22 protein-coding genes and 3 pseudogenes are annotated in these 21,678 nt (G+C 42.0%); 5 read left to right on the top strand and 20 right to left on the bottom strand.

Annotated features, from left to right (window positions below; all coding sequences use genetic code 11):
• Positions 1 to 174 precede the first annotated feature (174 nt).
• From A4U59_RS01600 to A4U59_RS01610, 3 genes are all read right to left on the bottom strand, one after another.
• Positions 175 to 1,092 carry an aldo/keto reductase gene (locus tag A4U59_RS01600; RefSeq protein ID WP_070119545.1) on the bottom strand — a complete coding sequence of 306 codons (918 nt, stop codon included), beginning with the start codon at positions 1,090 to 1,092 and terminating at the stop codon, positions 175 to 177.
• 111 nt (positions 1,093 to 1,203) lie between these two features.
• Positions 1,204 to 1,836, bottom strand: coding sequence for a pyridoxamine 5'-phosphate oxidase family protein (locus A4U59_RS01605; protein WP_070119546.1), 633 nt, complete (start codon positions 1,834 to 1,836; stop codon positions 1,204 to 1,206).
• 36 nt (positions 1,837 to 1,872) lie between these two features.
• Positions 1,873 to 2,355, bottom strand: a complete 483-nt coding sequence (locus tag A4U59_RS01610) for a GyrI-like domain-containing protein (protein ID WP_070119547.1) — start codon at positions 2,353 to 2,355, stop codon at positions 1,873 to 1,875.
• A gap of 257 nt (positions 2,356 to 2,612) precedes the next feature.
• Between A4U59_RS01610 and A4U59_RS22150 the strand changes: the two are divergent.
• Positions 2,613 to 2,791, top strand: a pseudogene (locus A4U59_RS22150) (shikimate kinase); the annotation flags it as partial.
• A 59-nt stretch (positions 2,792 to 2,850) separates the two neighbouring features.
• Here A4U59_RS22150 and A4U59_RS22465 read toward each other — a convergent pair.
• The 6 genes and pseudogenes from A4U59_RS22465 to A4U59_RS01635 all read right to left on the bottom strand — a co-directional run.
• Positions 2,851 to 2,913, bottom strand: a pseudogene (locus A4U59_RS22465) (hypothetical protein); the annotation flags it as partial.
• On the bottom strand, positions 2,910 to 3,149 hold the full coding sequence (locus A4U59_RS21955) for a VOC family protein (protein ID WP_211274891.1): 240 nt from the start codon (positions 3,147 to 3,149) through the stop codon (positions 2,910 to 2,912). The pseudogene A4U59_RS22465 and the gene A4U59_RS21955, both read right to left, overlap by 4 nt.
• A 233-nt stretch (positions 3,150 to 3,382) precedes the next feature.
• Positions 3,383 to 4,483 (bottom strand): hypothetical protein, encoded by a 1,101-nt coding sequence (locus tag A4U59_RS01620; RefSeq protein WP_070119548.1) that lies wholly within the window; start codon positions 4,481 to 4,483, stop codon positions 3,383 to 3,385.
• The gene (locus tag A4U59_RS01625) at positions 4,483 to 4,983 is read right to left on the bottom strand and encodes an RNA polymerase sigma factor (protein WP_070119549.1); all 501 of its coding nucleotides are present in this window, start codon (positions 4,981 to 4,983) and stop codon (positions 4,483 to 4,485) included. The genes A4U59_RS01620 and A4U59_RS01625 overlap by 1 nt, the downstream gene beginning before the upstream one ends.
• A gap of 120 nt (positions 4,984 to 5,103) precedes the next feature.
• On the bottom strand, positions 5,104 to 6,384 hold the full coding sequence (locus A4U59_RS01630; protein ID WP_070119569.1) for a hemolysin family protein: 1,281 nt from the start codon (positions 6,382 to 6,384) through the stop codon (positions 5,104 to 5,106).
• 319 nt (positions 6,385 to 6,703) lie between these two features.
• Positions 6,704 to 7,489 (bottom strand): annotated as a pseudogene (locus tag A4U59_RS01635) (class I SAM-dependent methyltransferase).
• A gap of 342 nt (positions 7,490 to 7,831) precedes the next feature.
• On the opposite strand from A4U59_RS01635, the gene A4U59_RS01640 reads away from it, so the two are divergent.
• Positions 7,832 to 9,196: a M14 family zinc carboxypeptidase gene (locus A4U59_RS01640; RefSeq protein ID WP_070119550.1), complete on the top strand. Its 1,365-nt coding sequence runs from the start codon at positions 7,832 to 7,834 to the stop codon at positions 9,194 to 9,196.
• A 71-nt stretch (positions 9,197 to 9,267) separates the two neighbouring features.
• Here the strand turns inward: A4U59_RS01640 and A4U59_RS01645 are convergent, their stop codons facing one another.
• The 6 genes from A4U59_RS01645 to A4U59_RS01670 all read right to left on the bottom strand — a co-directional run bounded on the left by A4U59_RS01645 (position 9,268) and on the right by A4U59_RS01670 (position 13,986).
• The gene (locus A4U59_RS01645) at positions 9,268 to 9,687 is read right to left on the bottom strand and encodes a GNAT family N-acetyltransferase (RefSeq protein WP_070119551.1); all 420 of its coding nucleotides are present in this window, start codon (positions 9,685 to 9,687) and stop codon (positions 9,268 to 9,270) included.
• Positions 9,688 to 10,120: 433 nt separating this feature from the next.
• On the bottom strand, positions 10,121 to 10,975 hold the full coding sequence (locus A4U59_RS01650; RefSeq protein ID WP_070119552.1) for a DUF2785 domain-containing protein: 855 nt from the start codon (positions 10,973 to 10,975) through the stop codon (positions 10,121 to 10,123).
• A 35-nt stretch (positions 10,976 to 11,010) separates the two neighbouring features.
• Positions 11,011 to 11,754 (bottom strand): amidohydrolase family protein, encoded by a 744-nt coding sequence (locus tag A4U59_RS01655; RefSeq protein WP_070119553.1) that lies wholly within the window; start codon positions 11,752 to 11,754, stop codon positions 11,011 to 11,013.
• A gap of 50 nt (positions 11,755 to 11,804) precedes the next feature.
• Positions 11,805 to 12,431, bottom strand: a complete 627-nt coding sequence (locus A4U59_RS01660; protein ID WP_070119554.1) for a histidine phosphatase family protein — start codon at positions 12,429 to 12,431, stop codon at positions 11,805 to 11,807.
• A gap of 247 nt (positions 12,432 to 12,678) precedes the next feature.
• Entirely contained in the window at positions 12,679 to 12,900 is a 222-nt protein-coding gene (locus A4U59_RS01665; RefSeq protein ID WP_070119555.1) for a hypothetical protein, read from the bottom strand.
• 459 nt (positions 12,901 to 13,359) lie between these two features.
• Positions 13,360 to 13,986, bottom strand: a complete 627-nt coding sequence (locus A4U59_RS01670; protein WP_070119556.1) for a class I SAM-dependent methyltransferase — start codon at positions 13,984 to 13,986, stop codon at positions 13,360 to 13,362.
• Between the two features lie 280 nt (positions 13,987 to 14,266).
• Here A4U59_RS01670 and A4U59_RS01675 point away from each other — a divergent pair, with 280 nt between their 5' ends.
• The gene (locus A4U59_RS01675; protein ID WP_070119557.1) at positions 14,267 to 14,731 is read left to right on the top strand and encodes a hypothetical protein; all 465 of its coding nucleotides are present in this window, start codon (positions 14,267 to 14,269) and stop codon (positions 14,729 to 14,731) included.
• A 625-nt stretch (positions 14,732 to 15,356) separates the two neighbouring features.
• On the opposite strand, the gene A4U59_RS01680 is transcribed toward A4U59_RS01675, so the two are convergent.
• From A4U59_RS01680 to A4U59_RS01695, 4 genes are all read right to left on the bottom strand, one after another.
• Complete coding sequence (locus A4U59_RS01680; RefSeq protein ID WP_070119558.1) at positions 15,357 to 15,857, bottom strand: GreA/GreB family elongation factor; 501 nt, start codon at positions 15,855 to 15,857, stop codon at positions 15,357 to 15,359.
• 407 nt (positions 15,858 to 16,264) lie between these two features.
• Positions 16,265 to 16,789, bottom strand: coding sequence for a thiol-disulfide oxidoreductase ResA (resA, locus tag A4U59_RS01685; protein ID WP_070119559.1), 525 nt, complete (start codon positions 16,787 to 16,789; stop codon positions 16,265 to 16,267).
• A gap of 322 nt (positions 16,790 to 17,111) precedes the next feature.
• Positions 17,112 to 17,348, bottom strand: coding sequence for an SHOCT domain-containing protein (locus A4U59_RS01690; RefSeq protein WP_070119560.1), 237 nt, complete (start codon positions 17,346 to 17,348; stop codon positions 17,112 to 17,114).
• Positions 17,349 to 17,675: 327 nt separating this feature from the next.
• Complete coding sequence (locus tag A4U59_RS01695) at positions 17,676 to 17,993, bottom strand: hypothetical protein (RefSeq protein ID WP_070119561.1); 318 nt, start codon at positions 17,991 to 17,993, stop codon at positions 17,676 to 17,678.
• A gap of 619 nt (positions 17,994 to 18,612) precedes the next feature.
• On the opposite strand from A4U59_RS01695, the gene A4U59_RS22310 reads away from it, so the two are divergent.
• On the top strand, positions 18,613 to 18,738 hold the full coding sequence (locus A4U59_RS22310; RefSeq protein ID WP_281183301.1) for a hypothetical protein: 126 nt from the start codon (positions 18,613 to 18,615) through the stop codon (positions 18,736 to 18,738).
• Between the two features lie 15 nt (positions 18,739 to 18,753).
• Complete coding sequence (locus A4U59_RS01700; protein WP_070119562.1) at positions 18,754 to 20,217, top strand: multicopper oxidase family protein; 1,464 nt, start codon at positions 18,754 to 18,756, stop codon at positions 20,215 to 20,217.
• Positions 20,218 to 20,710: 493 nt separating this feature from the next.
• On the opposite strand, the gene A4U59_RS01705 is transcribed toward A4U59_RS01700, so the two are convergent.
• Positions 20,711 to 21,511, bottom strand: coding sequence for a DUF2935 domain-containing protein (locus tag A4U59_RS01705; RefSeq protein WP_070119563.1), 801 nt, complete (start codon positions 21,509 to 21,511; stop codon positions 20,711 to 20,713).
• Positions 21,512 to 21,678 lie beyond the last annotated feature (167 nt).

Below are 21,678 nucleotides of genomic sequence, written 5' to 3' on the forward strand. Positions count from 1 at the left end.
TGGCTGTGTATACGTTTGGCCACCCCTGAATCGTTTACTGTTTTACCACCTGGTTAATAGAAAAAACAGCACTCCTTACATTTCTTCTATTTTATTTACAATTCCTGCTAAAAAAGGCGTAATTCCCAAAAAGAATTACGCCTTTTACTTACTATGAAATTTTTAAAGTGAATCTTACGGAAGGTCATTTCCGGCAGCACGGTAAAGCTCGTACCATTCTTCCCTTGTCAATTCGACATCGGAAGCTTTTGCGATATCTTTCAGGCGCTGCGGATTCATCGTGCCGACGACCGGCTGGATCTTCGCTGGATGGCGCAAAATCCAGGCAATAGCGATAGCGGAATCTGTCACACCTTTTTTCTCGGCCATTTCCTGCATCTTGTCATTGATTTCAGGATAATATTTATTTCCCATAAATGTTCCTTCGATCATGCCGTACTGGAACGGGGACCAGGCCTGGATCGTCATGTCATTCAGGCGGCTGTACTCCAGTACACCGCCTGCCCGTACAATGGCAGGATCGTTATGCATATTCACATTTAACCCTTCATCAATCATTGGCGTATGCATCAGGCTGAACTGCAGCTGATTGATAATCAAATCTTCTTTCACAACCTTTTTCAGCAGCTCGATTTGCATCGGATTCTGGTTGCTGACGCCAAAATAACGCACTTTTCCGCTTTCTTTCAGGCGGCTGAACGCTTCCGCCACTTCTTCAGGCTCCATCAGCGTATCCGGACGGTGCAGCAGCAAAATGTCGATATAGTCCGTTTTTAAGCGCTGCAGGCTGCCCTCGACCGATTCAAGAATATGCTCCTTCGAAAAATCAAAGAAGCCTTTCCGGATGCCGCACTTCGTCTGAATAAGCATTTTTTCCCGAACCGACGGATTCATCTCAATTGCATCCGCAAAAACCGCCTCCGATTCCCCCCCGCCATAAATATCCGCGTGATCAAACAAATCAATGCCGGCATCCATTGCGTTTTCGATTACATATGAAGCTTCTTGTTTGGAAAGGCTGTTCATCCGCATACAGCCGAGGGAGATTTCACTTGCTTCAAGACCGCTGTTTCCTAAGTTGATTTTCTTCATTTCGAACACCTCTGCTTTTTTGATACTTCTACTTTACCATTTTATTTGCAGGAATCGTTAGCTGCAGGGGGATAATACATATAAAAACCGTGTTATAAAACCGGCAGTGCCTCAGTAAAGCCGTTTCGCATAACCTTCTTCAAGTCTTTCCTGAATGGAATCAGCACTTGTATCAGGAAGGTTCGCATGGTCAAACAGAATTTGAGCGGCTGACGGCAGTGCCGTTTCATCTGCCCAGGACCCAGGTTCCCACAGCTTCGAACGCTTAATTGCCTTTGCACAATGAATGAAACATTCCTCGACCTCCACACCAATGCCCACTAGAGGCTTGCGGCCTCTTGCCGCCATCTTCTCCAGAAGTTCATCATCTTTTACCAACTTCGCCGTCCCGTTGACCCGCAGCGTTTCGCCGAGGCCCGGAATTAAAAATAAGAGGCCCACCCTCGGGTTTTTTAAAATATTCCGCAGCGAGTCTATCCGTTTGTTACCTGGCCGTTCCGGTATGATCAGCTGCTTTTCATTCAGCACATGAACAAATCCCTGCATATCGCCCCTTGGTGAAACATCACAATATCCCGAATCATCAGCAGTGGAAACGACTAAAAATGGCGATCTCGAAATGAAATTCGAACAATGGTGGTCTATGTATCGTATAACTTTATTCCTGGCCAAGTCACTGGGAGTCCCAATTATTGCCCGGAGCTCTTCTTCGGTTTGAATCGGTTGGTTGAATTCGATTTTCATTTTACCCCTCCTTGACAGCTGCCCGGCCAATCTTTCTTATTCAACGGTATCCAGCAGCTCCGCATCGACTTCTTTTATTTCTTCAATAGTCCGTCGGCTGCCTGTCAGATGAAACTTTTCCAGATGCCACTTATCCAAAAGACGCTTATAACCACTCTTTGAGATCCGGTTATGCAAAACTTCGTAAGCATCCAATATACCGGTGTTTGGTCCCTTATAGCTTATGACAGCATATTTTTGGGAAGGGATGACGAGTGTCACCATGTCTTCCGGAACACTTTCAAACTCCCTAACTTCCATGCAAACCCAGTAGCCGTCCTGGTCCGCCTGACAGTCACCTGGAACAAACGCCCCGACCTGAATGGAAGGGGTTGCGATATGCTTGATCTCCTCTTGCCGTTTTTTCAAAAGGATTGAAGCCTTCGGTATTTCTTCGATATATTGCTCTCCAGAACATAAGACTCGAAAACCGACCAGTTTCAATTCCGGTAATTCTTTTACTATTGTTTGTTCTCCCATAGGTGCACTCTCCCTTATATAGCCGAATCTTTCATTATTTCTATATTTGTTTTAAAGTTCTATTTTAGTCAATGGCTTTGCAAATAATAATATTACTTATAACTTTACGATAAAAAGGGCGCTGGACAGTTGTTCCTTCCAGTGGCTGCAGCTCAGGGTAAACTTAGATTATCAAAAATCCCCAAATAAACCAATGTGATTTCTTCCTTTATACGAGCAAGAATATTGAACAAGCAATGGTATGGGAGTGAGTTACATTGAAATTTGTTCTATTATTTGGATCCCAAGCAGTTGGAAAAATGGAAGTAGGGCAAGAGTTATCGAAAATTACTGACTTAAAGCTATTCCACAATCATATGACTATTGATTTATTGGAACCCCTTTTTTTTGGTATAGTTCTGAAATGTGGAAGTTATCTAACTTATTTCGAGAAGAGACTTCCCAATAATAATCGTCCAAATCTTTGAAATAACCGCTATATCCGCCCCAAACCAACGACCGGGGGTCTTTGGCTATTTCGGCACCTGCACGATTTGCATTCTGAAAAACTTCATTCACTTCTTCTTCTGATTTAGCGTATAAGCAAGAATGATTCCCGAATAACCTTCGTCCAACTTCGGCGGATGTTCTCCGTTGATATCCTTGGCCAGCAATGCAAGCGGATATGACTCAATTTTTGATTTTTCGTTTTTAAAGGAAACAATGGCCGGATCATCTTCTGGCCCTCTTATTAAAGGTTCGAAACCCATATTACGGTAAAAATCAAGAAATGGTACAATATCCTTTACTCCCAAAGCTTTTAAATGCCCTATTGTGATCAACTCGTATTTTCATACCATTTCCCCTGTACATCCGACTAAAAAATCAAAATTTCTGTCCGGAAATAGTAAAGGGCCAGACAGTATGGAGTTTCTAATGTTCCAACTAAAGACTTCTATTTCCATACATAGACACAGTTCTCTTCGAACTGTGCCTGATTGTACCAACTCCATTATAATCTTCTGGCATATAAAGAAATGTTTCACTTTCACTCGGCCTTAACAATAAAACTCGTGTATGGGGCTCTATCAACTGTCACGTCAATCTTCCATATTCCTGTATTATCCAAACTGAATTTTGCCACACTCCGGTTATTGTTAATGTCCCACTCATAAAGTTTTACCGTCTTTCCCGTTTTTGTATGAGTGGCTGTCATTTCATATTTCTTTCCATTAAAATTTTTTGATCGATCTAAAAAGTAAACATTATACTCCCTTCCAGTGCTGCCTGCCGGAAATGCCGGTTCGCCATCTTTCCCGTTTACTTTTTTAATTCCAAATTTCGTTTCCGTTCCATGGAGCTTCATCTCATGATGAGTGAACACAGACTCTTTCTCCCAATCAATCACACTAAATACATAACCTTCATATATCTTCTGCATTTCTCCACCCCAACTAAAATTGAGAAGGGCGAGCACCTCCACCTGTTTTGCAGGAAACCCGCCTGACCTGGATGCCGCGTCTATAACGTCATTCTCAATCCGGGTTGGTTTCTTGCTGAAAACGGCATTTGTTTCTTTTACTCTTGTAATTGTGCCTGATGAAACATCCATCTCTAGCGTGGTTTGCAGCCTGATCTTTGTTTTTTCTGTTTGAATTTCACGGAAAATCATTTCTTCTTTATTGCCATCTTCTAAAGACTCTCCATACGTATAGAGAATCCGCCCATTTTTTTTATCTTTCACATCAATATAGACAAAATCGCCTGTTTCTCTTTTAGTAATATCCACTTGTCCTTTTTGAAAAGGGATTTCGATATAAAAGTCATCCAGCGCCACCTGATGGGCACTCAGGCCCGGATAATCCTGATACTCTGAAACAGTGCCTTTTTCAGCATGCCTGTTTATCTCGGAATTTCGGTTGTCTATTTGACTATACGTCAAAAGAAAGAAAACAATAAGGACAGCAAGGGTGACAAATGCCGTATTAATTTTTTTCACGACTGTTGCCCTCCTTTTATTGTTATCGGCATTTTCTGCTGATACATGAATTTGATTCAGCATATGCTTTTGCTGCGCTTCACTTAATTCTGGTTTGGGAAGATTTTTCAGCTGGCGCTGGATTTCTTCACGGCTGTTTTCTTCCGGCATTACATAAACCTCTCTTTCTCATCCTGTAAAGCTTTGATCGCTCTGTGGAAGGTTAACCTGACCTTTGCCTCTTTCCAGTCCAGGATTTCGGCGGTCTCTTTCACGCTCAACTCTTTTATTCCGCGCAAAACAATCACATCCCGATAGTTCTTCCTTAATTTTTGAATGGCATTGAACAGTACTTTATTTGTTTCAGCAAACTCAAAAACCTTTTCAGGGCTATCCCGGTTAACATAATCGCTTGTGTTTTTTAAGATTAGCCCTTTTAGTTTCCTGCTTTGTTTTTTCCTGATTTCATCGATTGCTACATGCCTGGCAATACTGAAAAGCCACGTTTTTGGGCTTGATCGTTCTTGAAAAGAATCTTCATTTTTTATTGCCCGTATAAAAACCTCTTGTACAAGGTCTTCTACATCACTTGTCCCTATGTAATAAATTAAAAATTGATAAATATCATTGCTGTATTCATAAAACCACTCACTTATCCGGCTGGCAGGCATAATTTATACTCCTTTTTCTTTTCGAGCTACCCATTAGTCGAACGGCATTACACTTTGTTTCAGTTAAATTTGAATACCAATAAAAAAAGCATCCCGGGCGGAATGCTTTTCGCTTACCAATTAAACCGAAGCAGAACCATCTGTTCGTTCTTCCTGATCCTGTATTTCAACAATAATCTTCCTGATTCGCCGCTCTTCAACCTCATCGACTGTCACGGTCAAATTCCCGAAATTGAATGCGTCCCCTTTTACTGGCAGCGTGCCAAAAATTTCGATCACCCAGCCCCCGAGTGTATGGTAGGAGCTTTCCGGCATTGAGATGTGCATCGTTTCAGCGAAGTCATCGAGCTGATACTGGGCGTCAAACTCGTACACCGTGTCACTGATTTTCGTCATTTCGTTTATTTTCTCATCCTGTTCATCCCAGATGTCGCCGACTATCTCCTCAAGCACATCTTCGAGCGTCACAAGGCCTGCTGTGCCGCCGTATTGATCAAGAACGATCGCCATATGTACTTTTTGTTTCTGCAGTTGCGGAAGCAGCGAAGAAATTTTCATCGATTCCACGACAAATTTCGGCTTCCTCATAATTTCCCTGATGTTCACATCATTATATTTCAACACATGTGTATAAAATTCCCTCTCCGATAAGACGCCGATGACATTATCGATCGTTTCTTCATAGACGGGAATTCGTGAGAACCGTTCGTCAAAAAAGACTTGTTTGATCTCTTCAACGGGCTGATTGACTTCGATTGCAACCATATCGATTCGGGGCGTCAATATCTCCCGGACAAGGATGTCGTCAAAATCCATCGATCGATGAATCAGCTCGCGCTCGCCTCTGTCAATAACGCCTTCTTCTTCACTTATATCAAGCATGACCTTGATTTCTTCTTCCGTAACCGACGGCATACCCGACTCTTTTGAAAAGAATTTTGAAACCAGCAGCTTCAATTGGATAAAGAAAAAATTGATGGGTGTAAGCAGGATAATTAAAAATTGCAGCACACCGGATATCATCAATGAATAACTTTCTGCATTTTCCTTTGCCAGTGATTTTGGCAGGATTTCACCAAAAATCAAGATCAAAATCGTCATGATAACCGTACTGACCAAAATTCCGGTCGTCCCGCCGACCAAATCCGTTGCCAGCTTAGCAGAAATACTGGCAGCCGCAATGTTCACGATATTGTTTCCGACCAATATGGTCGACAGTGTTTTATCAAATTCCTCTGCAATGGCAAGGGCTCTCCTGCTTCCCCTCCTCCCTTCATCCACAAAATGCTTCAGCCGGATTTTATTCACGCTGGAATAGGCTGTTTCAGCAGATGAGAAAAAAGCCGATAAGAGGATCAAAAAAGTAAGTAAAAGAAACGAACTAAGCGGTATATCGTCCAACAATGTCCACTCTCCCGGAAAAATAAATGCAAATCATTATAAGTAAAGCTTAGCCAATTCCACGGTTAAATTCAATCATGACTTCTCCAGGCAGTGCTCTCATCAAAAAGCACAGGAAAATCCTTAAGACTGCGCATCATATTGTTCGGTGTAAAAGTCATAAAGAAAACTCGCCGATGGCGAGCCTTTAGGCGAAGACAGAGGCGCAGCTGCACTTAAGTTGCCCGCTGCGTCGATATAGTTCCTTCCTTACAATTCATACGATAAAAAAAGTGCCCGGAATAAATTCCGAACACTTTTCAGGGAAGGCTTCTTCCCTTCATAATCGAACTGCCGATTTGATTGACCTTGTGGCGATAAACGTTTTGATGTATTGGTCCAGAATTCTAGTTCCCCCAAAATCATCTTCAAAAAATCCTGAAATAAGGAAGCCTGCATCGATTTGCCCCTGGATCAGGTCTTCAAGCGTATGGGCATACTCAATCGTCTGGTTCGAACGGATGTACTCCTCCACTTCATTCTCGTCAAGATAGTCCAGAGTTGAAGATGGAACAGAATGCTTTACGTCCAACTTCCCCTTCCTTTCTTCATTATCATCAAAGATGAAAAGAAGCGGATTCGTAAATCCTGTGATGAGAATGCCGTTGGTTTTCAAAACCCTTGCCGCTTCCCTCCATACAGGCATTACGTCTTTCACAAAAATATTAGAAACAGGATTAACGATGATATCGAAATATCCATCCTCAAAATCACTCAGGTCTGACATATCTCCCTGAACCGTTTTAAGCGCGAGTCCATCGCGTCTCGCCACAAATTCATCCTGTTCGAGCTGCTTTTTTGATATATCTGTCACGGTCACATCGGCACCAGCAGCGGCAAGGACCGGGCCCTGCTGCCCTCCACCTGATGCCAGGCAAAGGATTTTAAGTCCCTTAATGGAAGATGGGAATCATTCCCGCGGCACCGGCCTCTCCGTTGTCACGGTGATATGCCAGTTTCCCGCTTTGCTCTCATCGATGATCCCTTCACTTACCGGCTGTGTATACCTTGCCCCTTCTTCCACCTTCTGGTCCCATGCATGGCTGTTTTGATTTGTTGTATCCACTATCGATATCCCCCTGGCTATTTTGTTGCAACTAGATGTATATTCGCGTTTAGGCCGTAAATCCCTCCTTTGACACTTCATACATTTCCTTAGATGGAACTTTATACCTTCCTTTCTCTCTAACTACCTCCCTGAGAACTATTCCAATTTTATACAAAACAGTTCGCTCGTTCGATTGTCTATCACTCCTATCTTCTATAGGATTTTAGTAAGAATATTTAGTAAATTTAAAAATCTATCAATTAATAGGTGGTGATCAACTCACTTCAGTACGTTTTCCTGCATTTTATTTAGTGACCCGTAAATTTCAGTTTAGGAAATACATACTTAGGAGGATGTCTTATGAATAAGTTTTTAAAAGTAGCCGGGCCAACCACTCTTGCATTATCCCTTGCCTTTTCATCTGCTGCATTTGCCAATCCGCAGTCAAAACCAAACGGCCCGTGGGTGGAAAACGAGCAGAACCTGTCTTTCTCCAGCTTCATGACCAATGAACAGCTCTATAAAACGCTGGAAAAGCTGGAAAGAAGTTCTCAAGGAAAGATGGAGCTTGAAATTGCAGGTTACTCCAACGTCTATGAACCTGACAACTATTGGACCGATGAGGAAAAAGGTGATCCGATTTATCTGGCAAAGTTCGGGGATAACGATCCTGATAAGAAGAAAATCTTAATCACGACCCAGATTCACGGGAATGAGCAGGTCGGAACGGAAGGTGCAATCGACCTGATGCAGAAACTCGCTGCCGGAGGCAAAGAAGTCGAAGAAATCCTGGACAAAGTGTCCATCTGGTTCTTGCCGAGAATCAATCCCGAAGGCTCTATGAATCAGTATGAAGGAGAATGGTATCCGGCAAGATATACGCATCAAACATGGAACCCGGAAGCACTCGGCTTGCCTGCTGACACCCTTGCCCCGTGGTACTATAATGCGGATGGAAGCGAAAGGGCGCAAAACAACAACGGCCGGGTCGTATACGGAATTCCCGGCTATGACCAGAACCGTGACTATAATCCGAACCTCGATTTCAGGGTCAGTGATTATTCCGCTGAAGAGGTTGCTGGCGCGTTAAATGATAAGGATGTTTGGAAACAGGACGAAAACGGCAATTGGTTCGAGGCCTATAACGGGAAGAACAGCAGTGACTTTGGCGGTTATTATGTAACAGCTGAATCCAGAATTGTAACCGATGTATTCAAACAATTTGAGCCGGATGTATTTGTCGATGTCCATCACCGCTACTTCAACACCCTGTCTGATGACGACAACCGCCAGGTCTCCATCCAGGTTGCCGCAGATGTAGCCGGGGACTATACAGACCCATTCTCAGGAAAACAATATTCAGTGGATGAAGACGTGCTGACGTTAGGCAAACAGGTGAATGCAGTAGCCCATGACTCCCTGCAGCGCGGCTTCTCTTCCTTCGGCGCCATTCAAAAATATCCGAAGGTCGATTTGCCGGGAACAGCACTTGGCGCATTTGCCTTGAATGACACTTCAATCATGCTGATTGAACTTAAAGGCCAGAGCCAGAACCTCGGTCAAAAGCAAACGGGCATGCTTAAGTCAACTGTTTCCGTCCCGATTTATGAAGTTGCCAGGAAACTTGCTGACGGTTCCATCCATGAGGTGGACCCGGCGATCTACGATAACATCCCTGAAGGTGCGAACAGCATTTCGGATCCGACGACGAGAGAGGACTTCTGAAAGTGAATTTTAAAAAAAGAGCTGCTTTTATAAGCGGCTCTTTTTGATTGACTTCATCATATAAGACCAATTTAGATAAGCCTTTTCTCCAAATAATACCGCTGATACCCCTTCGGAAAGTCTTCAACGATGCCGGTAACTTCATAACCAAACTTCTGATAAAAATCAGGTGCCTGAAAACTGAAAGAATCCAAAAGGATCAGCCTGCATCCGTTATCTCGTGCAACATCCTCAATTTTGCCAAGCAATTCAGCTCCATATCCTTCTCCTCTAACAGATGAATCAACCCAGAGAAAATCGATATGAAGGTGCTGCCAAAAAATCGTACCTGTAATCCCGCCGGCTATTTCACCTTCATCATTCCTCATCATAAAACTGATGTTTTTTTTTGGATGCTTTACTTCATCAGGCAAAACAGAAAGATTATATTCAATCAATTTCTTGCGGATATAATTGTTGTCTTCCTCATTCCATTGCTGGACAATTTTCATAGTTATCTCTCCTTAATGGCGAAGGTGCCCCCTCCTATCAGGGTACGCGCCCGCTTAATCTTCCTTCTTTTCCAGCTGGTCTGTCGGCGGAGCATCAGGATCCCCAACTTTTATCTTCACTTCTTTTCCAGGCTGGCCGCAGCCAGCTATAATCAGCATACACATAAGGAAAAGTGAAACTCTTTTAATGGTTGTCCCTCCTCTCTGTATTCAGCTTAACTCGATGATATCGGTTTGGTCTCCATACTCAATCACGATTTCTATCTCTTCATCCCACAGCTTGCAAAATATTCGTCTGTTCAGAACCTGCTCCGCTGCTTTTAAAAAACATTTCAAATAAACTCAACATCTACATCACGCAAAAAGGTGAAAGGCAATTTTAGACGTAGAGGCATATGTGGCTGAAAGTGCTTTTTCTTTTAAAGCAGATGCTTTAAATTGCCGCCAGGCATTTTTCTATACTCTTTTGAAGCGGCCTCAGCTTCGGAATACTGCCGGCTTTTATGTAAAAACTCTTTAAGAATGTCTTGCAGTTGAAAACCAGGATCCAATAGTTTTCTTCTTCAAGCTGCTCTTTTTGAATGCTAAGTTCCTCAGGCATTTGCTGCAGCAAAGTTACCACTTCTTTTGTTTCCAACCCATTTTCCATCATTGTTATGATAGGAGTTATAATCCTTTCATCCTCTTCATGAACATAAACACTTGTTGAAACAAAAATTTTATTCCATAACGGTTTCAGCAAATCCGGATATGATTTCCGGCCCAGTTTTGGGTTCTTTGCAAGCTCATCAAACGCATCAGCTGCATGTGCTATGCTGTGAGCCCAGCCTTTTTCGGGGACAAATCCTCTCAAGTCTTTCTCCGCATTCATATATCGGATCAGTTTTTCTTTAACCGTATGGACCGTCTGTTCGGATAAAAAGTCATCCTCATTATCCCTTCCTAAAATGAGAGCAATTAAGAGGGTAGTGAACGCCCTTGTGAAAACTGTATCCGTTCCATTTTCACCGATTCCTTTAAACAGCAGGTCACTTAAACAATGATCCAATAGTTCATCCAGCAGTTCATGTTCAAGTTGATTATCTTCTATAATAAAATAATAAAAAGAACTATAAATCAAGCGGTCTCTAAGCTCACTGTCCGTTGAACCGATATGTTTCATCATGGCCTGAACGAGGACGTCTTTTCCAACTTCCCCACCCAGCGCCGTTGCTCCGCTTTTCATTTTATGTAATATGCTCTTCAGTTCATGCTCCTCTATGTGATCCAGACCGATTTCTGAACTCATGATCAATCTCCTTTGTTTACATAAATAATCTTATTTTACTTCAAATACCAATTAAGTGCATTCTTGAATAATATCTTTTCAGCCTGTTCTTCTTCCATATTATTGAGAATTAAATCCACATCGGAAAGCAGAAAGGGTCTGCCGGCTCTTGTTGATGGCAAATCTGTGCCAAACATGAGTGCTTCGGGATTTATGGAATAAATATGCTTCATCGCTTCACCTGGATCAAAATCAATTCTGCCAAAACCGGTTGCTTTGACTTTAACCCCCTTGTCCACCAATGAGAGCAAATGATCAAACCCATCCCTGGATAAGCCGAGATGGTCGACTGAAACAGCGGGAAGCTTTTCGATAATAGAAGAGACATCCGGCAATCGAGTAGAGTTTATGTATAACTCCGTATGCCATCCGGCCAACTCGTAGACCCTTCTCGCGAAATAGTCCAGCCGGGAGATATCTTCGGAACCGCCGCGATTGACATTGAACCGAAGCGCCCTTACCCCTAATTCGTTAAGCCTAATTATTTCTTCATCCCGAGTATCAGAGGGAAGCTGTGTAACTCCGGCATAGTTTTCACCCAAGGTTTGGATTGCATCAATCAAATACGATTGATCAAAACCCTGAAAGGAACCCGACACAACAGCTCCCCCAATAACATTTAAACTTTTGGTGCTCTCTAAATAGTCACTGCACGAAAAGGTATCGGGAAGGTAGCCTTGATTCGGAAACAAAGGAAACCTCTTATCTATGATATGTAAGTGTGCATCAAATATTTTAATAGAATCAATCCCCTTTTTTTTGGATTTATCCTATCCTTCTATTATTTGTATTAGTTTTCAATTTCCTCAAATACCCTGTGTGAGATATCTCCTTCAGTGACAATCTTGTATGTTTCACCGTTCAATTCCACTATTGTCAAGCTTGTATCATGAATGAAAGGAGGATCCCACAATTTCTCCAGCGGTTCATTTTTAAAGTGGGATAACATTGTCTTGATGACAACCGAATGTGTAACAATCAGGACAGTTCCCGATGAATGATTTTCTCGAAGTGAAGTTAAAAATTCCAGCACCCTGTTTTTCAAGTCACCAAAGTTCTCACCCGTTTGCGCTGTATATAGGTGAGGTGTATTCCAGAAGCAGTGAAATTGATCGGAGTAGTGCTTCTCAATAAATGAAACCGTTTTGCCTTCCCATTTCCCCAAGTTGATCTCCTTCAAGTTTTCATCAAAAATGACCGGAATGTCTTTTTCTGCTTTTATTAAGTCTGCGGTTGACCGCGTCCGTGTACTGGGACTTGAATAAATCGCATCAAACGGAATATCTCTGAGTCTATCCCCAAGCAATACGGCGTTTCGAATCCCGTTTTCCGTTAACTCGGAATCACGCCATCCCTGCATCCGTTTTTCCGTATTCCATACCGTCTCGCCGTGTCTTGTTATGTACAAAGTTATCAAATTGATCCTCTCCTAAAATGGGATATCCGGAAACAGCCTTTTAAGCACGCCCTAAACCAAATTATACCAAAGGTGCAATGGTTAAGGTAAGGTGGATAATAAGAACCGGAGAGGAAGGGAAAGAATACAATTTTTCATATGAAAACATACTTTTTCATGTCATAACGGAGGAAGCGCTTCACATCGGCCAGATACAAAGTTGGGGTAATGGGGATTGGGTTGAAGCATGTCTTATCTGATCTGCTGTTCAGGTGATAAAAAGCAGTTCAATGGATGACATTACGCCGGACCATTCCAGGCAGCAGTTCTGTTTCTCGCAGAATCTCTTTGGTTTCGCGCCGTACTCAGGGCTTTTCACGCCATGATACGGCTTTTTCACGCCGAACATGATGGGCGGACTAGCCTTGATTCCGCTTTCGCTCCATATCGCCGCCCTTTCACGCGGAACCAGTCCTGTTTCACGCCGCACTCCTGGTCATTCACGCCCGATCTTCTCCCTTTTGCGCCAAAAGGCCAGTTTCGCGCCGTATACAGAGCTTTTCACGCCTTCACTCGGCTTATTCACGCCGAACATGGCAGGCAGGCAGGCAAGCCGCTGTCAATAAAACATGGTACAAAGCCACCCGCCCAATCTTCCGACAATCTCCAAACATAAAAATAATCGCAACACCGTTCATCCTTAGGGTTTGAGAGCAGCACAAAAAAACCGATTGCTGATAACTCTAAATTTAGCCAAGGAACATCTGTGTGTTATGAATGAGTTAGATTGAAACAAAGCCGGAAACAGTTTCCGCTTTGTTTGTTAATGACAGATGTATGCTAAATGGCGGCGAGTAAGAAACAAATGATCATACCGTTCAAAGCATGAATTCAGTGAATCAATCTTATACTCTCACCGCCATCGTATTGTTGTACATAATGAATAACTTCAGGCTTTCTTTTTGCCCATTACGGCAATTGTATGAAACTGCCTTGAATTTGGACCTTTTACTATTTGAACATCAACACAGGAATACGTTTCCATTGAAGGGATAAGTTTTTCTTCTACAAGTGTATTTACCCCCTCCCAGATTTCATCGTTTTTGCCATTGGTGAGAGTGACAATAAATGAACCGCCTGGTTTTAATACTCTCATTATTTCTGACACCGTTTCGGGGAAATCATCCCAGAAGTAAATTGTATGTATGCTAAAAACCTTGTCAAATTGCTTGTCCTGGAACGGCAAGCTGTTCATGCCAGCTTTCACAAACTTTGCTCTTTTTCCTAGTTCTTTTTTGTTTCTTCTTTTAGCTGAGCGTATCATAACAGGTGAAAGATCGAGCCCTACTACTTGTTCCACTGCAAAACGCTCAAGTATGAGCTTCACTGCTAAACCCGCACCACACCCAAGATCCAGTACACTCTCGCCCTGTTGTAATTTCATCAGCTCAATCGTCCATCTCGTTTCCGGTTCATGTTGACGGACCATTTTTTCACCGATGTACATTCCTAAAAGACCTTTAGGTGTTTTATAGTGGTTATCAATATATGCTTTAGTCCTATCAATTAACTTCATCATCCACCGCCTTGTAGAAAGACCTTTTAAATTACATTCTCTACAATACAGTTCAATCCTTCTCCGACTTAACTCCCTTCCATAACTCACTTAAACGGAATTTGAATTTTCGAAGTCACAATAAACGATATGATAATAAAACGGAATTAAATTCCAAATATAGAAACATATGATACACTTAGATTATCTAAATTTACTGTATAAAGGGGATTTCTTTATTCAACTAACGGGCAGGTTAGTGGAAGTATGCAGTTTTATACCTTTTAAGGAGTAGATACTTATGAAGGTAGATGTAGTAAAGAAGAGAAAAATCCAACAAAAATACAGAGAAAAAATGAAGATGAAAAAAGTAGGTCCAAAAGACTTACTTGAAGCCGTTGTTGTAATTTCTTGTTTGTTTATAGTTATGACACCAATTATTTTTATGGAAGAAGATTATGTTAATAGTTCGATAGAGGATAAATGGATGAGAGTTATTCCTGCAATTGATAATGAATTAATAAGCGCTTCATATTATACAGGTGTTGCCATCGACTTTAATCCTAAACCAATAAAAATCATTGTGAGAACAAATATTAGTGATACTGGCTTAAACGCTGAAAAAACACAAGGTGAGTTGATTAATGTAGTAAACAACATTATTAAATTAAATAAATTACCCACCTTACTTGAAAAAGATGAAACATATGAAATTATTATAGAAGGAACAAAATATAAAGAATTAAAGCGTGAAGTGTATCGATGAGCGATTTTTTTATTATATTGTTAAACTGAGGGGGGCGTTAGTTCGATAAGACAATAAAACTAAACAGAACTTCCGGTTTTATGGAAGTTCTGTTTTTTTCTATAAATATCAACATTAAACTTTAACAGACATCCATGCAAAATTTTTGGCACATAAATGAATGAAATATCTACAAAGGCAAGGCCCTCCACATCTAAAAGTTATCCACAGATATTTCAGGGTAGAGCCAATAAAATAAAAAAGGGATACCTATTCACGCACAAGTTGATTGGAGCGGAAGGGGCTCGACTCCGGCGGGAGCAGCGGGACAGGTGAGACCCCGCAAGAGTGCCAGCGATGAGGAGGCTCACCGCCCGCCCCGCGGAAAGCGAGCCCCTGCAGCGGAAATCAACACCCCGGTTTAAAACGCCCTACTAATGCCACCACAACCCTGTTTCGTTATAGATTAAGGAATAACGTTTAATTATGAAACCAAATATTCTGAGTGTCTCAACGGTTTCCACTTTTTGTTTTTACTCTGCTTAGCGATTTACCAACAACAAACTTTAACAGACAGAGCCTATAAAAAAAGAGGCCCACCTTTTACTGGCAAGCCCCTTGAAGAACTTTATCTTTAAACAGTATTTTACTGATGCCCTGCTTCGTCCCATGTACTATACATCTCTATAACCTTGCACTTCACTTTTCCAGAAGGAACTGACAAAATGGTTTCCTCACCAGTTTTTAATCCTATCAACTTCATCGCAATTGGTGTACCATAGAAAAGTTTGTTTTCCTCTATATTCGATTCACCGTATCCGACGATTTCATAAATTTCTTCTTCCAAAAAATCTGGATACTCAAACGAACACTTCACGATCGAGCCGATCTCGACTTTTTCCGTGTTACGCGAATCAAACTTAATAAGTTCAGCATTTTTATACGTATTTTTAACTTCGCGAATGCGTTCTTCCAATATACGTTCTTCTTGCTCTAATTTATGAAAATTGGGATTGGCTAACTTGTCATCGCCGCAAGCATGATAGGCACTATTTTTATCCATACGCACTTGCTTTAAACGTTGTTCAAAATCGGCTATTTGCTGAAGAATCAATTGCTCTCCCTTAGGTGTGATTTTAACTGGCATATTGCGCTCCTTTACTATTCAGGCATACTTTTTCCTTCTAAGTATTTGCGTGTTACAAAAGTGAACTTAATCCAAACTCTTTCAAGGCCGTTTATTTCTCACCAAATACCTAAGCTCTATTCTTTGTTCAAAACCTTCATCGGTTTCCTTAATTTCAAAACTCTCATTGCTATTGCTGGATGTAAACCCTCAGAAACTTGCCCGCCAGCCATCCTATTATACATCCTCTTATAGCGCATGTTCAAAAGGGGGGTCTTCTGGTCTTCTGGTCATCTGCTCCATCGGCCAGCGGGTCCCGCAGGCTTCACACAACTCAGTTCTGTAAGGATTCTCATGGCCGCATTCGCACGCAACTTGTTTACTTTTCATTTTTAACCCCCGTCACTACCCAAATATCCCCTGGATGTTTATGGTTCTATCCTTTTCATGTAGTCCGCAACTTCTTGCTCAGACATGCTTGCGGTTATTTTATCGACGATTTTGCCGTCTTTATCAATTAAAAAGGTCGTCGGCAGCGGATTGACTCCATAAGCATCCAATACTTCACCCTTATCAATCACAATTGGGAACGTCAGGCCGTATGTATTGGCGAACCGATTGACGGCAAGTTTCGTTTCATCGACATTCACTGCAATAATTTCCACGCCTCTGTCTTTGAAAACTTCATACTGGCTTTGCATGTAAGGCATTTCCTCTTTGCACGGTTCGCACCATGTACCCCAGAAGTTGAGGAATACCCCTTTTCCTCTTAGCTCGGCCAGTTCAACCCGGTTGCCTTCCATATCCGTCAGCACGAAGTTCGGGGCCGGGTCTCCTATTCCGACTACATCTTTACTATTAAAAAAGTTGGTATAGAGCGTAAATCCAAGCGCTCCAAATAGAATAGCAAGAACAGCTATCCGAAACAACTGGCGATTTCTCTTTTTCTGCACATGATCCCCCCTGGCAGCGTTTCTTTATATTCTTTTTACTCCCTTTTAAATGGACTTTGAACAGTAAGGAAGTCCATAAAAATGATATCGGACTTCATCCCTCCCAGTTCAAGGAAATCATTCTGTCACTGTGTCAAAGTTAGCAAATAATTATGCAATTTTTGTGCAATTGAAAAGACACCTCACGAAGAAGATTGACTTTTATTTTCGAGGAGTCTCGCACCTTCCACTCCAATTAACTAGAGAAAAAATCAACATTGAGCTTTAACACAGCCTTATTAAAAAAAGGATGCCACTATTTTTTATGTAGGCATCCTGTGCATTAATTATCCAAATCCAATTTTGCTTTTTTGCGTTCAAATTCTTCTTCTGTAATTTCTCCTTTGGCGTATCGTTCTTTCAATATATCCAGTGAACCGGATTGATTTTGCTTCCGATTGCCATCATTGTTTCTCATAAAATACATGATGCCGACAGCTATGAGAATAACAACAAGAAGTGGTACAAACCAGCCGCCTGTCATTCCCCAGCCGCCGTTCATCATACCTCCGCCGCCCATGCAATTTCACTCCTTAATCGTATTAATAGGCTTCAATTACTTCTTTCCCAGCTTATGTTGATCCAACCTTTAGTTTTCTATTCGCTTGATTTCAACTTAATAGGAAGTTTTGACATTTCAAATTGGAATTACCGCTTAAACAGGCGGCTTTTATGATTCAGTCATTTTTCAAAAAGAGTCGGTGTCCCTGCTACATGTTGTTAACTGTTTATCGTATGTTGTTCATTCAAAGACAATAGCGATGAGGAGAATCCATTCCCGGCCTACTCAGTTTATCATCAGGTTATCTCTATTCTGCTGATTGACACTTCACGAAAAGACTATTATTCAGTCTATAAACCCTCCCATTCCTCCTGAATGCATGTCTTCAACCCCACTCCAGTTGCCCTCATGCATTTGTTCGAAGTTTTTGCTTGGAGCGGCCCCATTTGTACCATGCATGTAATTGTACATTTCTTTTATCTCTTCTTTGGACCACCCAGGGTGCATCTGCTCCATATAGTTTTGCATCTGTCCAAAATTAAATATTCCCTGGCCCTCTCCATTCGATTGAATAGCTGCCCCGTCACCGTGAGCCATGGCTGTGGTCGCTCCTCCTGCAACCAGTCCAGCCGCCAGTATGCCAATAAGAACTTTATTCTTCATTTACCCTCTCTCCTTTCTGATCTGACTTCATTTTCACTTTAATTTATCGAGAAAGTTTGCAAAAACAGTTAACAATTTCTGACGAAAGTCTGTATATCTTTACTCAACTTTTTTTACATCTGATTAATCAACAGGTTACCGGGAATTTATGAAGATCAAAAAGAAAGGAGTGAATGAAATGATGAAATGACAGATGTGGCATTGATGGGTGAGCACCTGCCCTGCACGAAGGGATCATCCAGCGTTTAAGCACTGCATGACGCACATTGAAGATCAGTCACTGAAGAAAGCAGCGGAGGAACAGGTGGAAATCATGGTTGACCATGTGAAAAAAATGGCCCCATTCCTTTATGAAAAAAAGCGGAGGATATCTCCCTCTCAGCCAAAGTAAGCGGAGAAAACCATTCGATCCTTACAGACAGGGCCCTTCCACTTGATGGATTGTTTACGGCAAAAGCGATGTCAAAAGAAAATTGACTAACATCCCTAAAAAGGCAGCCGGCAAGGCTGCCTTACCTTGTTCACATATTGTCATGATAGCGGGTTTATTACAAATAGAGTTGTGAAATTTAATATAGATATCCATTTATCCATTACCGTACCGGAAAGGAGGGAGTTTATGGGAATGCAGGGCATGATGAGCCAGGCAATGGGGTTTGGAATCCTCGCTTATATTGTCAACTTGCTTGTCATGGGAGCAGTTGTCTACATTGCTGTCAGACTGGCCTTGAAAAACAACAAATGATAAGGGGTTATGAGCATGAAAAAGTTTGGTGACCTTTTGTTTGCAGCCGTCATCGTTGTTGCCGGTACAATTACCGTCTACTTTATTACAGAAGAAAACAGCCGGGCAATGAACGTCAAAGCAATGGACGACCTGGTGAACCCGCAGCTGGCAAAGTGGGAAAAAGAATTGCCCATCCCCCCCGTACTTAAAGATCAAAACCCTGATCCGAATAAAGCCGAATTTCACTTAAAGGCCCAAAAAGGCAAGAAAGAATTTTTTCCAGGCATGGAAGCCGACACTCTCGGCTTCAACGGTGACTATCTTGGACCCCTTATCCGTGTGAAAACGGGCGAGCAGGTGCAAATGAAAGTCGAAAATCAGATCGGTGAAGAAACGACCGTTCACTGGCACGGCCTGGAAATTGACGGCGAAGATGACGGGGGCCCGCATACTGTAATCGACAACGGAACGGTCTGGGCGCCTGAATTTACAATCAACCAGCCTGCCGGTACGATGTGGTATCACCCTCACCTGCTGGATGAAACAGGAAGACAGGTCTATAAAGGATTGGCAGGATTGTTTTATATTGATGACGAAAATTCCAAATCACTTGATATTCCAAAAAAGTATGGCGTCGATGACATCCCGCTCATTGTGCAGGACCGCACCTTCACCGAAGACGGAAACATTACATATAACCTGAATATGCCCGATGTCATGATGGGTCTTCATGGTGATACGGTTACCGTCAATGGGGCGATTAATCCTTATAAGGAAGTGCCGCGCGGAAAAGTGCGGTTCCGGCTGCTGAATGGTTCAAATGCACGAATATATGATTTCCAGCTTGATAACGGAGAATCCTTCCATCAAATCGCCAGTGACGGCGGTCTGCTGGAAAAGCCGGTAGAAATGGATTCACTTACACTTTCACCGGGAGAAAGGGCGGAAATCATCGTTGACTTTTCTGACTATAAGAAAGGAGAAACCGTTCAGTTGACTGACAGCGGCACTCCATTCATTGAATTCCGTGTCGATAATAAGAAAGGAAATGATAGTCCCCTGCCAGACAAACTCGCCGATATCCCGGAGCCTGACCGGAGCTCAGCCAAACGCACAAGGGAAATTGCGATGCAGGGAATGGGGCCCATGGTCAATATCAACGGCAAACAAATGGATATTAACCGGATCGATGAAGTTCTAAAACTTCATGAACCTGAAATTTGGGGAATCACAAATCCTAAGATGCGCATGATGGGCAATGAAGGCGGACTTGCGCATCCTTTCCATGTTCACGGCGTCCAGTTCCAGGTGCTGAGCCGGGATGGGAATCAACCTCCCCAAAATGAAAGGGGCTGGAAGGACACTGTCCTCGTCTATCCCGGCGAGGAAGTAGAAGTGCTGGCAACCTGGGACTACAAAGGGATTTTCATGTACCATTGCCACATTCTTGAGCATGAGGACGCCGGCATGATGGGGCAAATAAAAGTGGAAGAGTAAGGTCTAAGGCGTTCTGGCCGTCATGGCAGGACGTCTTTTTCTCCTTTCCAGTACCGTGAAATGTTCGGTTTTCTCTCTTCTTATCGATGTTCATTACTTTCCTTTCAAACTGTCCATAAAAAGATAAACAATTTTTATATCCTAGCTCACAGGAAAAGAGTTGGGCACCTTTCTATACAAGTATTTTTTTTACATCTTTTTATACACCAAAAAGCATGCCAACCGACTTGGGAATGAAACTACTTACACTTACATAACATTGAATGTTGTTAGTAGTAGTAAAAAGCACAGCTTTCACTTTTATGGAAGCTATATTTTGTATTCTTGTCTTATTAAACGACTCCTTATATGGAAACCTTCAAATTGGGACACTACATCCAAAGCGTTCGCTTTTCTACCTTTTCCTTACTATCAGTACAAAATTTCACAAACTCTTTTTCTACCTTTTGCATGGCTCCATGAAAAAAAGCCACCTCGTAAGGCGACACGTTGACTATCCTCCTTTTTTTGTGCCTGAAAGGTGGGAGTCGAATAAATCTATAATTTCCAAAAATCTCTCCGCTTCTCTAAATGTGTGGTCGGCAAGTAGTGGGTGTATATTACTTTTAATACGGCATGCCTCTATTAACTCTCTGGCTGTCTTCTTAAAATCTCTTAATGAAACAACCGATACCCTGTTTTGATCTAGAAACTGATCCAAGATTGGTACAGTTTCAGATTGGGGGCGCATCGAATCTAAATCAATTGCTTGAAAAACCAATTGATCAAAATCATGGCTGAATTCGCTTGCCTGGTCCACTAGTTTTCTTTCAGATGGATCTAAAAGGTGTCCTATAAATTTGGCATGGTCGGCCATTATCTTTAGAAAGAATAAATTTTCTTGAATGATGGTATCAGGTTCGGGTGCCAATTTCCCCTCATTAAGATCTCTTAGACGATTGGCAAAGTAAGCAGCTTCTCTGCTGATATGATCCACTAATAGTGGATAGTTATTCGTCCTTATTTCGCAGCGTAACGTTAACCCTAAAACTTTTCTTTTATAACCCCATATACTAACAGCTGCTTGATATACTTCATTGTTGAAGGATTTAATTTGGTTAATATCCGCATTCACATTAAATCTTGCTAATTTCTCCTCTATTCGCTCAAAAAGGATAATAAACTGTTGGGCTTCTGCAATCAATTGCGTTTGTTCATAAGTAAATCCCAAACTTAGAAATAAAGCATGTTCCTTCATGATCCTGGACCAAAATTGTATTTCGTCCAATGATCTCTCGACAATTGGATTACTCATAATGCCGCCTCCTTATTAAAAAACCTCTCCCCATACTTATGTAAGAGTATTTGTAGCTATTCATATTACCTTTCAACCAGACTGTACAACCTATACAGGAAGAGACATAGAGGAAGGATGAAACTCCGAAGAGCGATAGCGATCAGGAGGCTCACCGCCCGCCCCGC

The organism is Bacillus marinisedimentorum (genome assembly GCF_001644195.2).
Classification (GTDB): domain Bacteria; phylum Bacillota; class Bacilli; order Bacillales; family Bacillaceae_O; genus Bacillus_BL; species Bacillus_BL marinisedimentorum.

Bases quoted from the DNA above. Each gene is read 5' to 3' on its own strand.
- A4U59_RS01600 (WP_070119545.1), bottom strand. From the start codon at position 1,092: ATGAAGAAAATCAACTTAGGAAACAGCGGTCTTGAAGCAAGTGAAATC.
- A4U59_RS01605 (WP_070119546.1), bottom strand. From the start codon at position 1,836: ATGAAAATCGAATTCAACCAACCGATTCAAACCGAAGAAGAGCTCCGG.
- A4U59_RS01610 (WP_070119547.1), bottom strand. From the start codon at position 2,355: ATGGGAGAACAAACAATAGTAAAAGAATTACCGGAATTGAAACTGGTC.
- A4U59_RS01620 (WP_070119548.1), bottom strand. From the start codon at position 4,483: ATGCCGGAAGAAAACAGCCGTGAAGAAATCCAGCGCCAGCTGAAAAAT.
- A4U59_RS01625 (WP_070119549.1), bottom strand. From the start codon at position 4,983: ATGCCTGCCAGCCGGATAAGTGAGTGGTTTTATGAATACAGCAATGAT.
- A4U59_RS01640 (WP_070119550.1), top strand. From the start codon at position 7,832: ATGAATAAGTTTTTAAAAGTAGCCGGGCCAACCACTCTTGCATTATCC.
- A4U59_RS01645 (WP_070119551.1), bottom strand. From the start codon at position 9,687: ATGAAAATTGTCCAGCAATGGAATGAGGAAGACAACAATTATATCCGC.
- A4U59_RS01650 (WP_070119552.1), bottom strand. From the start codon at position 10,975: ATGAGTTCAGAAATCGGTCTGGATCACATAGAGGAGCATGAACTGAAG.
- A4U59_RS01670 (WP_070119556.1), bottom strand. From the start codon at position 13,986: ATGAAGTTAATTGATAGGACTAAAGCATATATTGATAACCACTATAAA.
- A4U59_RS01675 (WP_070119557.1), top strand. From the start codon at position 14,267: ATGAAGGTAGATGTAGTAAAGAAGAGAAAAATCCAACAAAAATACAGA.
- A4U59_RS01680 (WP_070119558.1), bottom strand. From the start codon at position 15,857: ATGCCAGTTAAAATCACACCTAAGGGAGAGCAATTGATTCTTCAGCAA.
- A4U59_RS01690 (WP_070119560.1), bottom strand. From the start codon at position 17,348: ATGGGCGGCGGAGGTATGATGAACGGCGGCTGGGGAATGACAGGCGGC.
- A4U59_RS01695 (WP_070119561.1), bottom strand. From the start codon at position 17,993: ATGAAGAATAAAGTTCTTATTGGCATACTGGCGGCTGGACTGGTTGCA.
- A4U59_RS22310 (WP_281183301.1), top strand. From the start codon at position 18,613: ATGGGAATGCAGGGCATGATGAGCCAGGCAATGGGGTTTGGAATCCTC.
- A4U59_RS01700 (WP_070119562.1), top strand. From the start codon at position 18,754: ATGAAAAAGTTTGGTGACCTTTTGTTTGCAGCCGTCATCGTTGTTGCC.
- A4U59_RS01705 (WP_070119563.1), bottom strand. From the start codon at position 21,511: ATGAGTAATCCAATTGTCGAGAGATCATTGGACGAAATACAATTTTGG.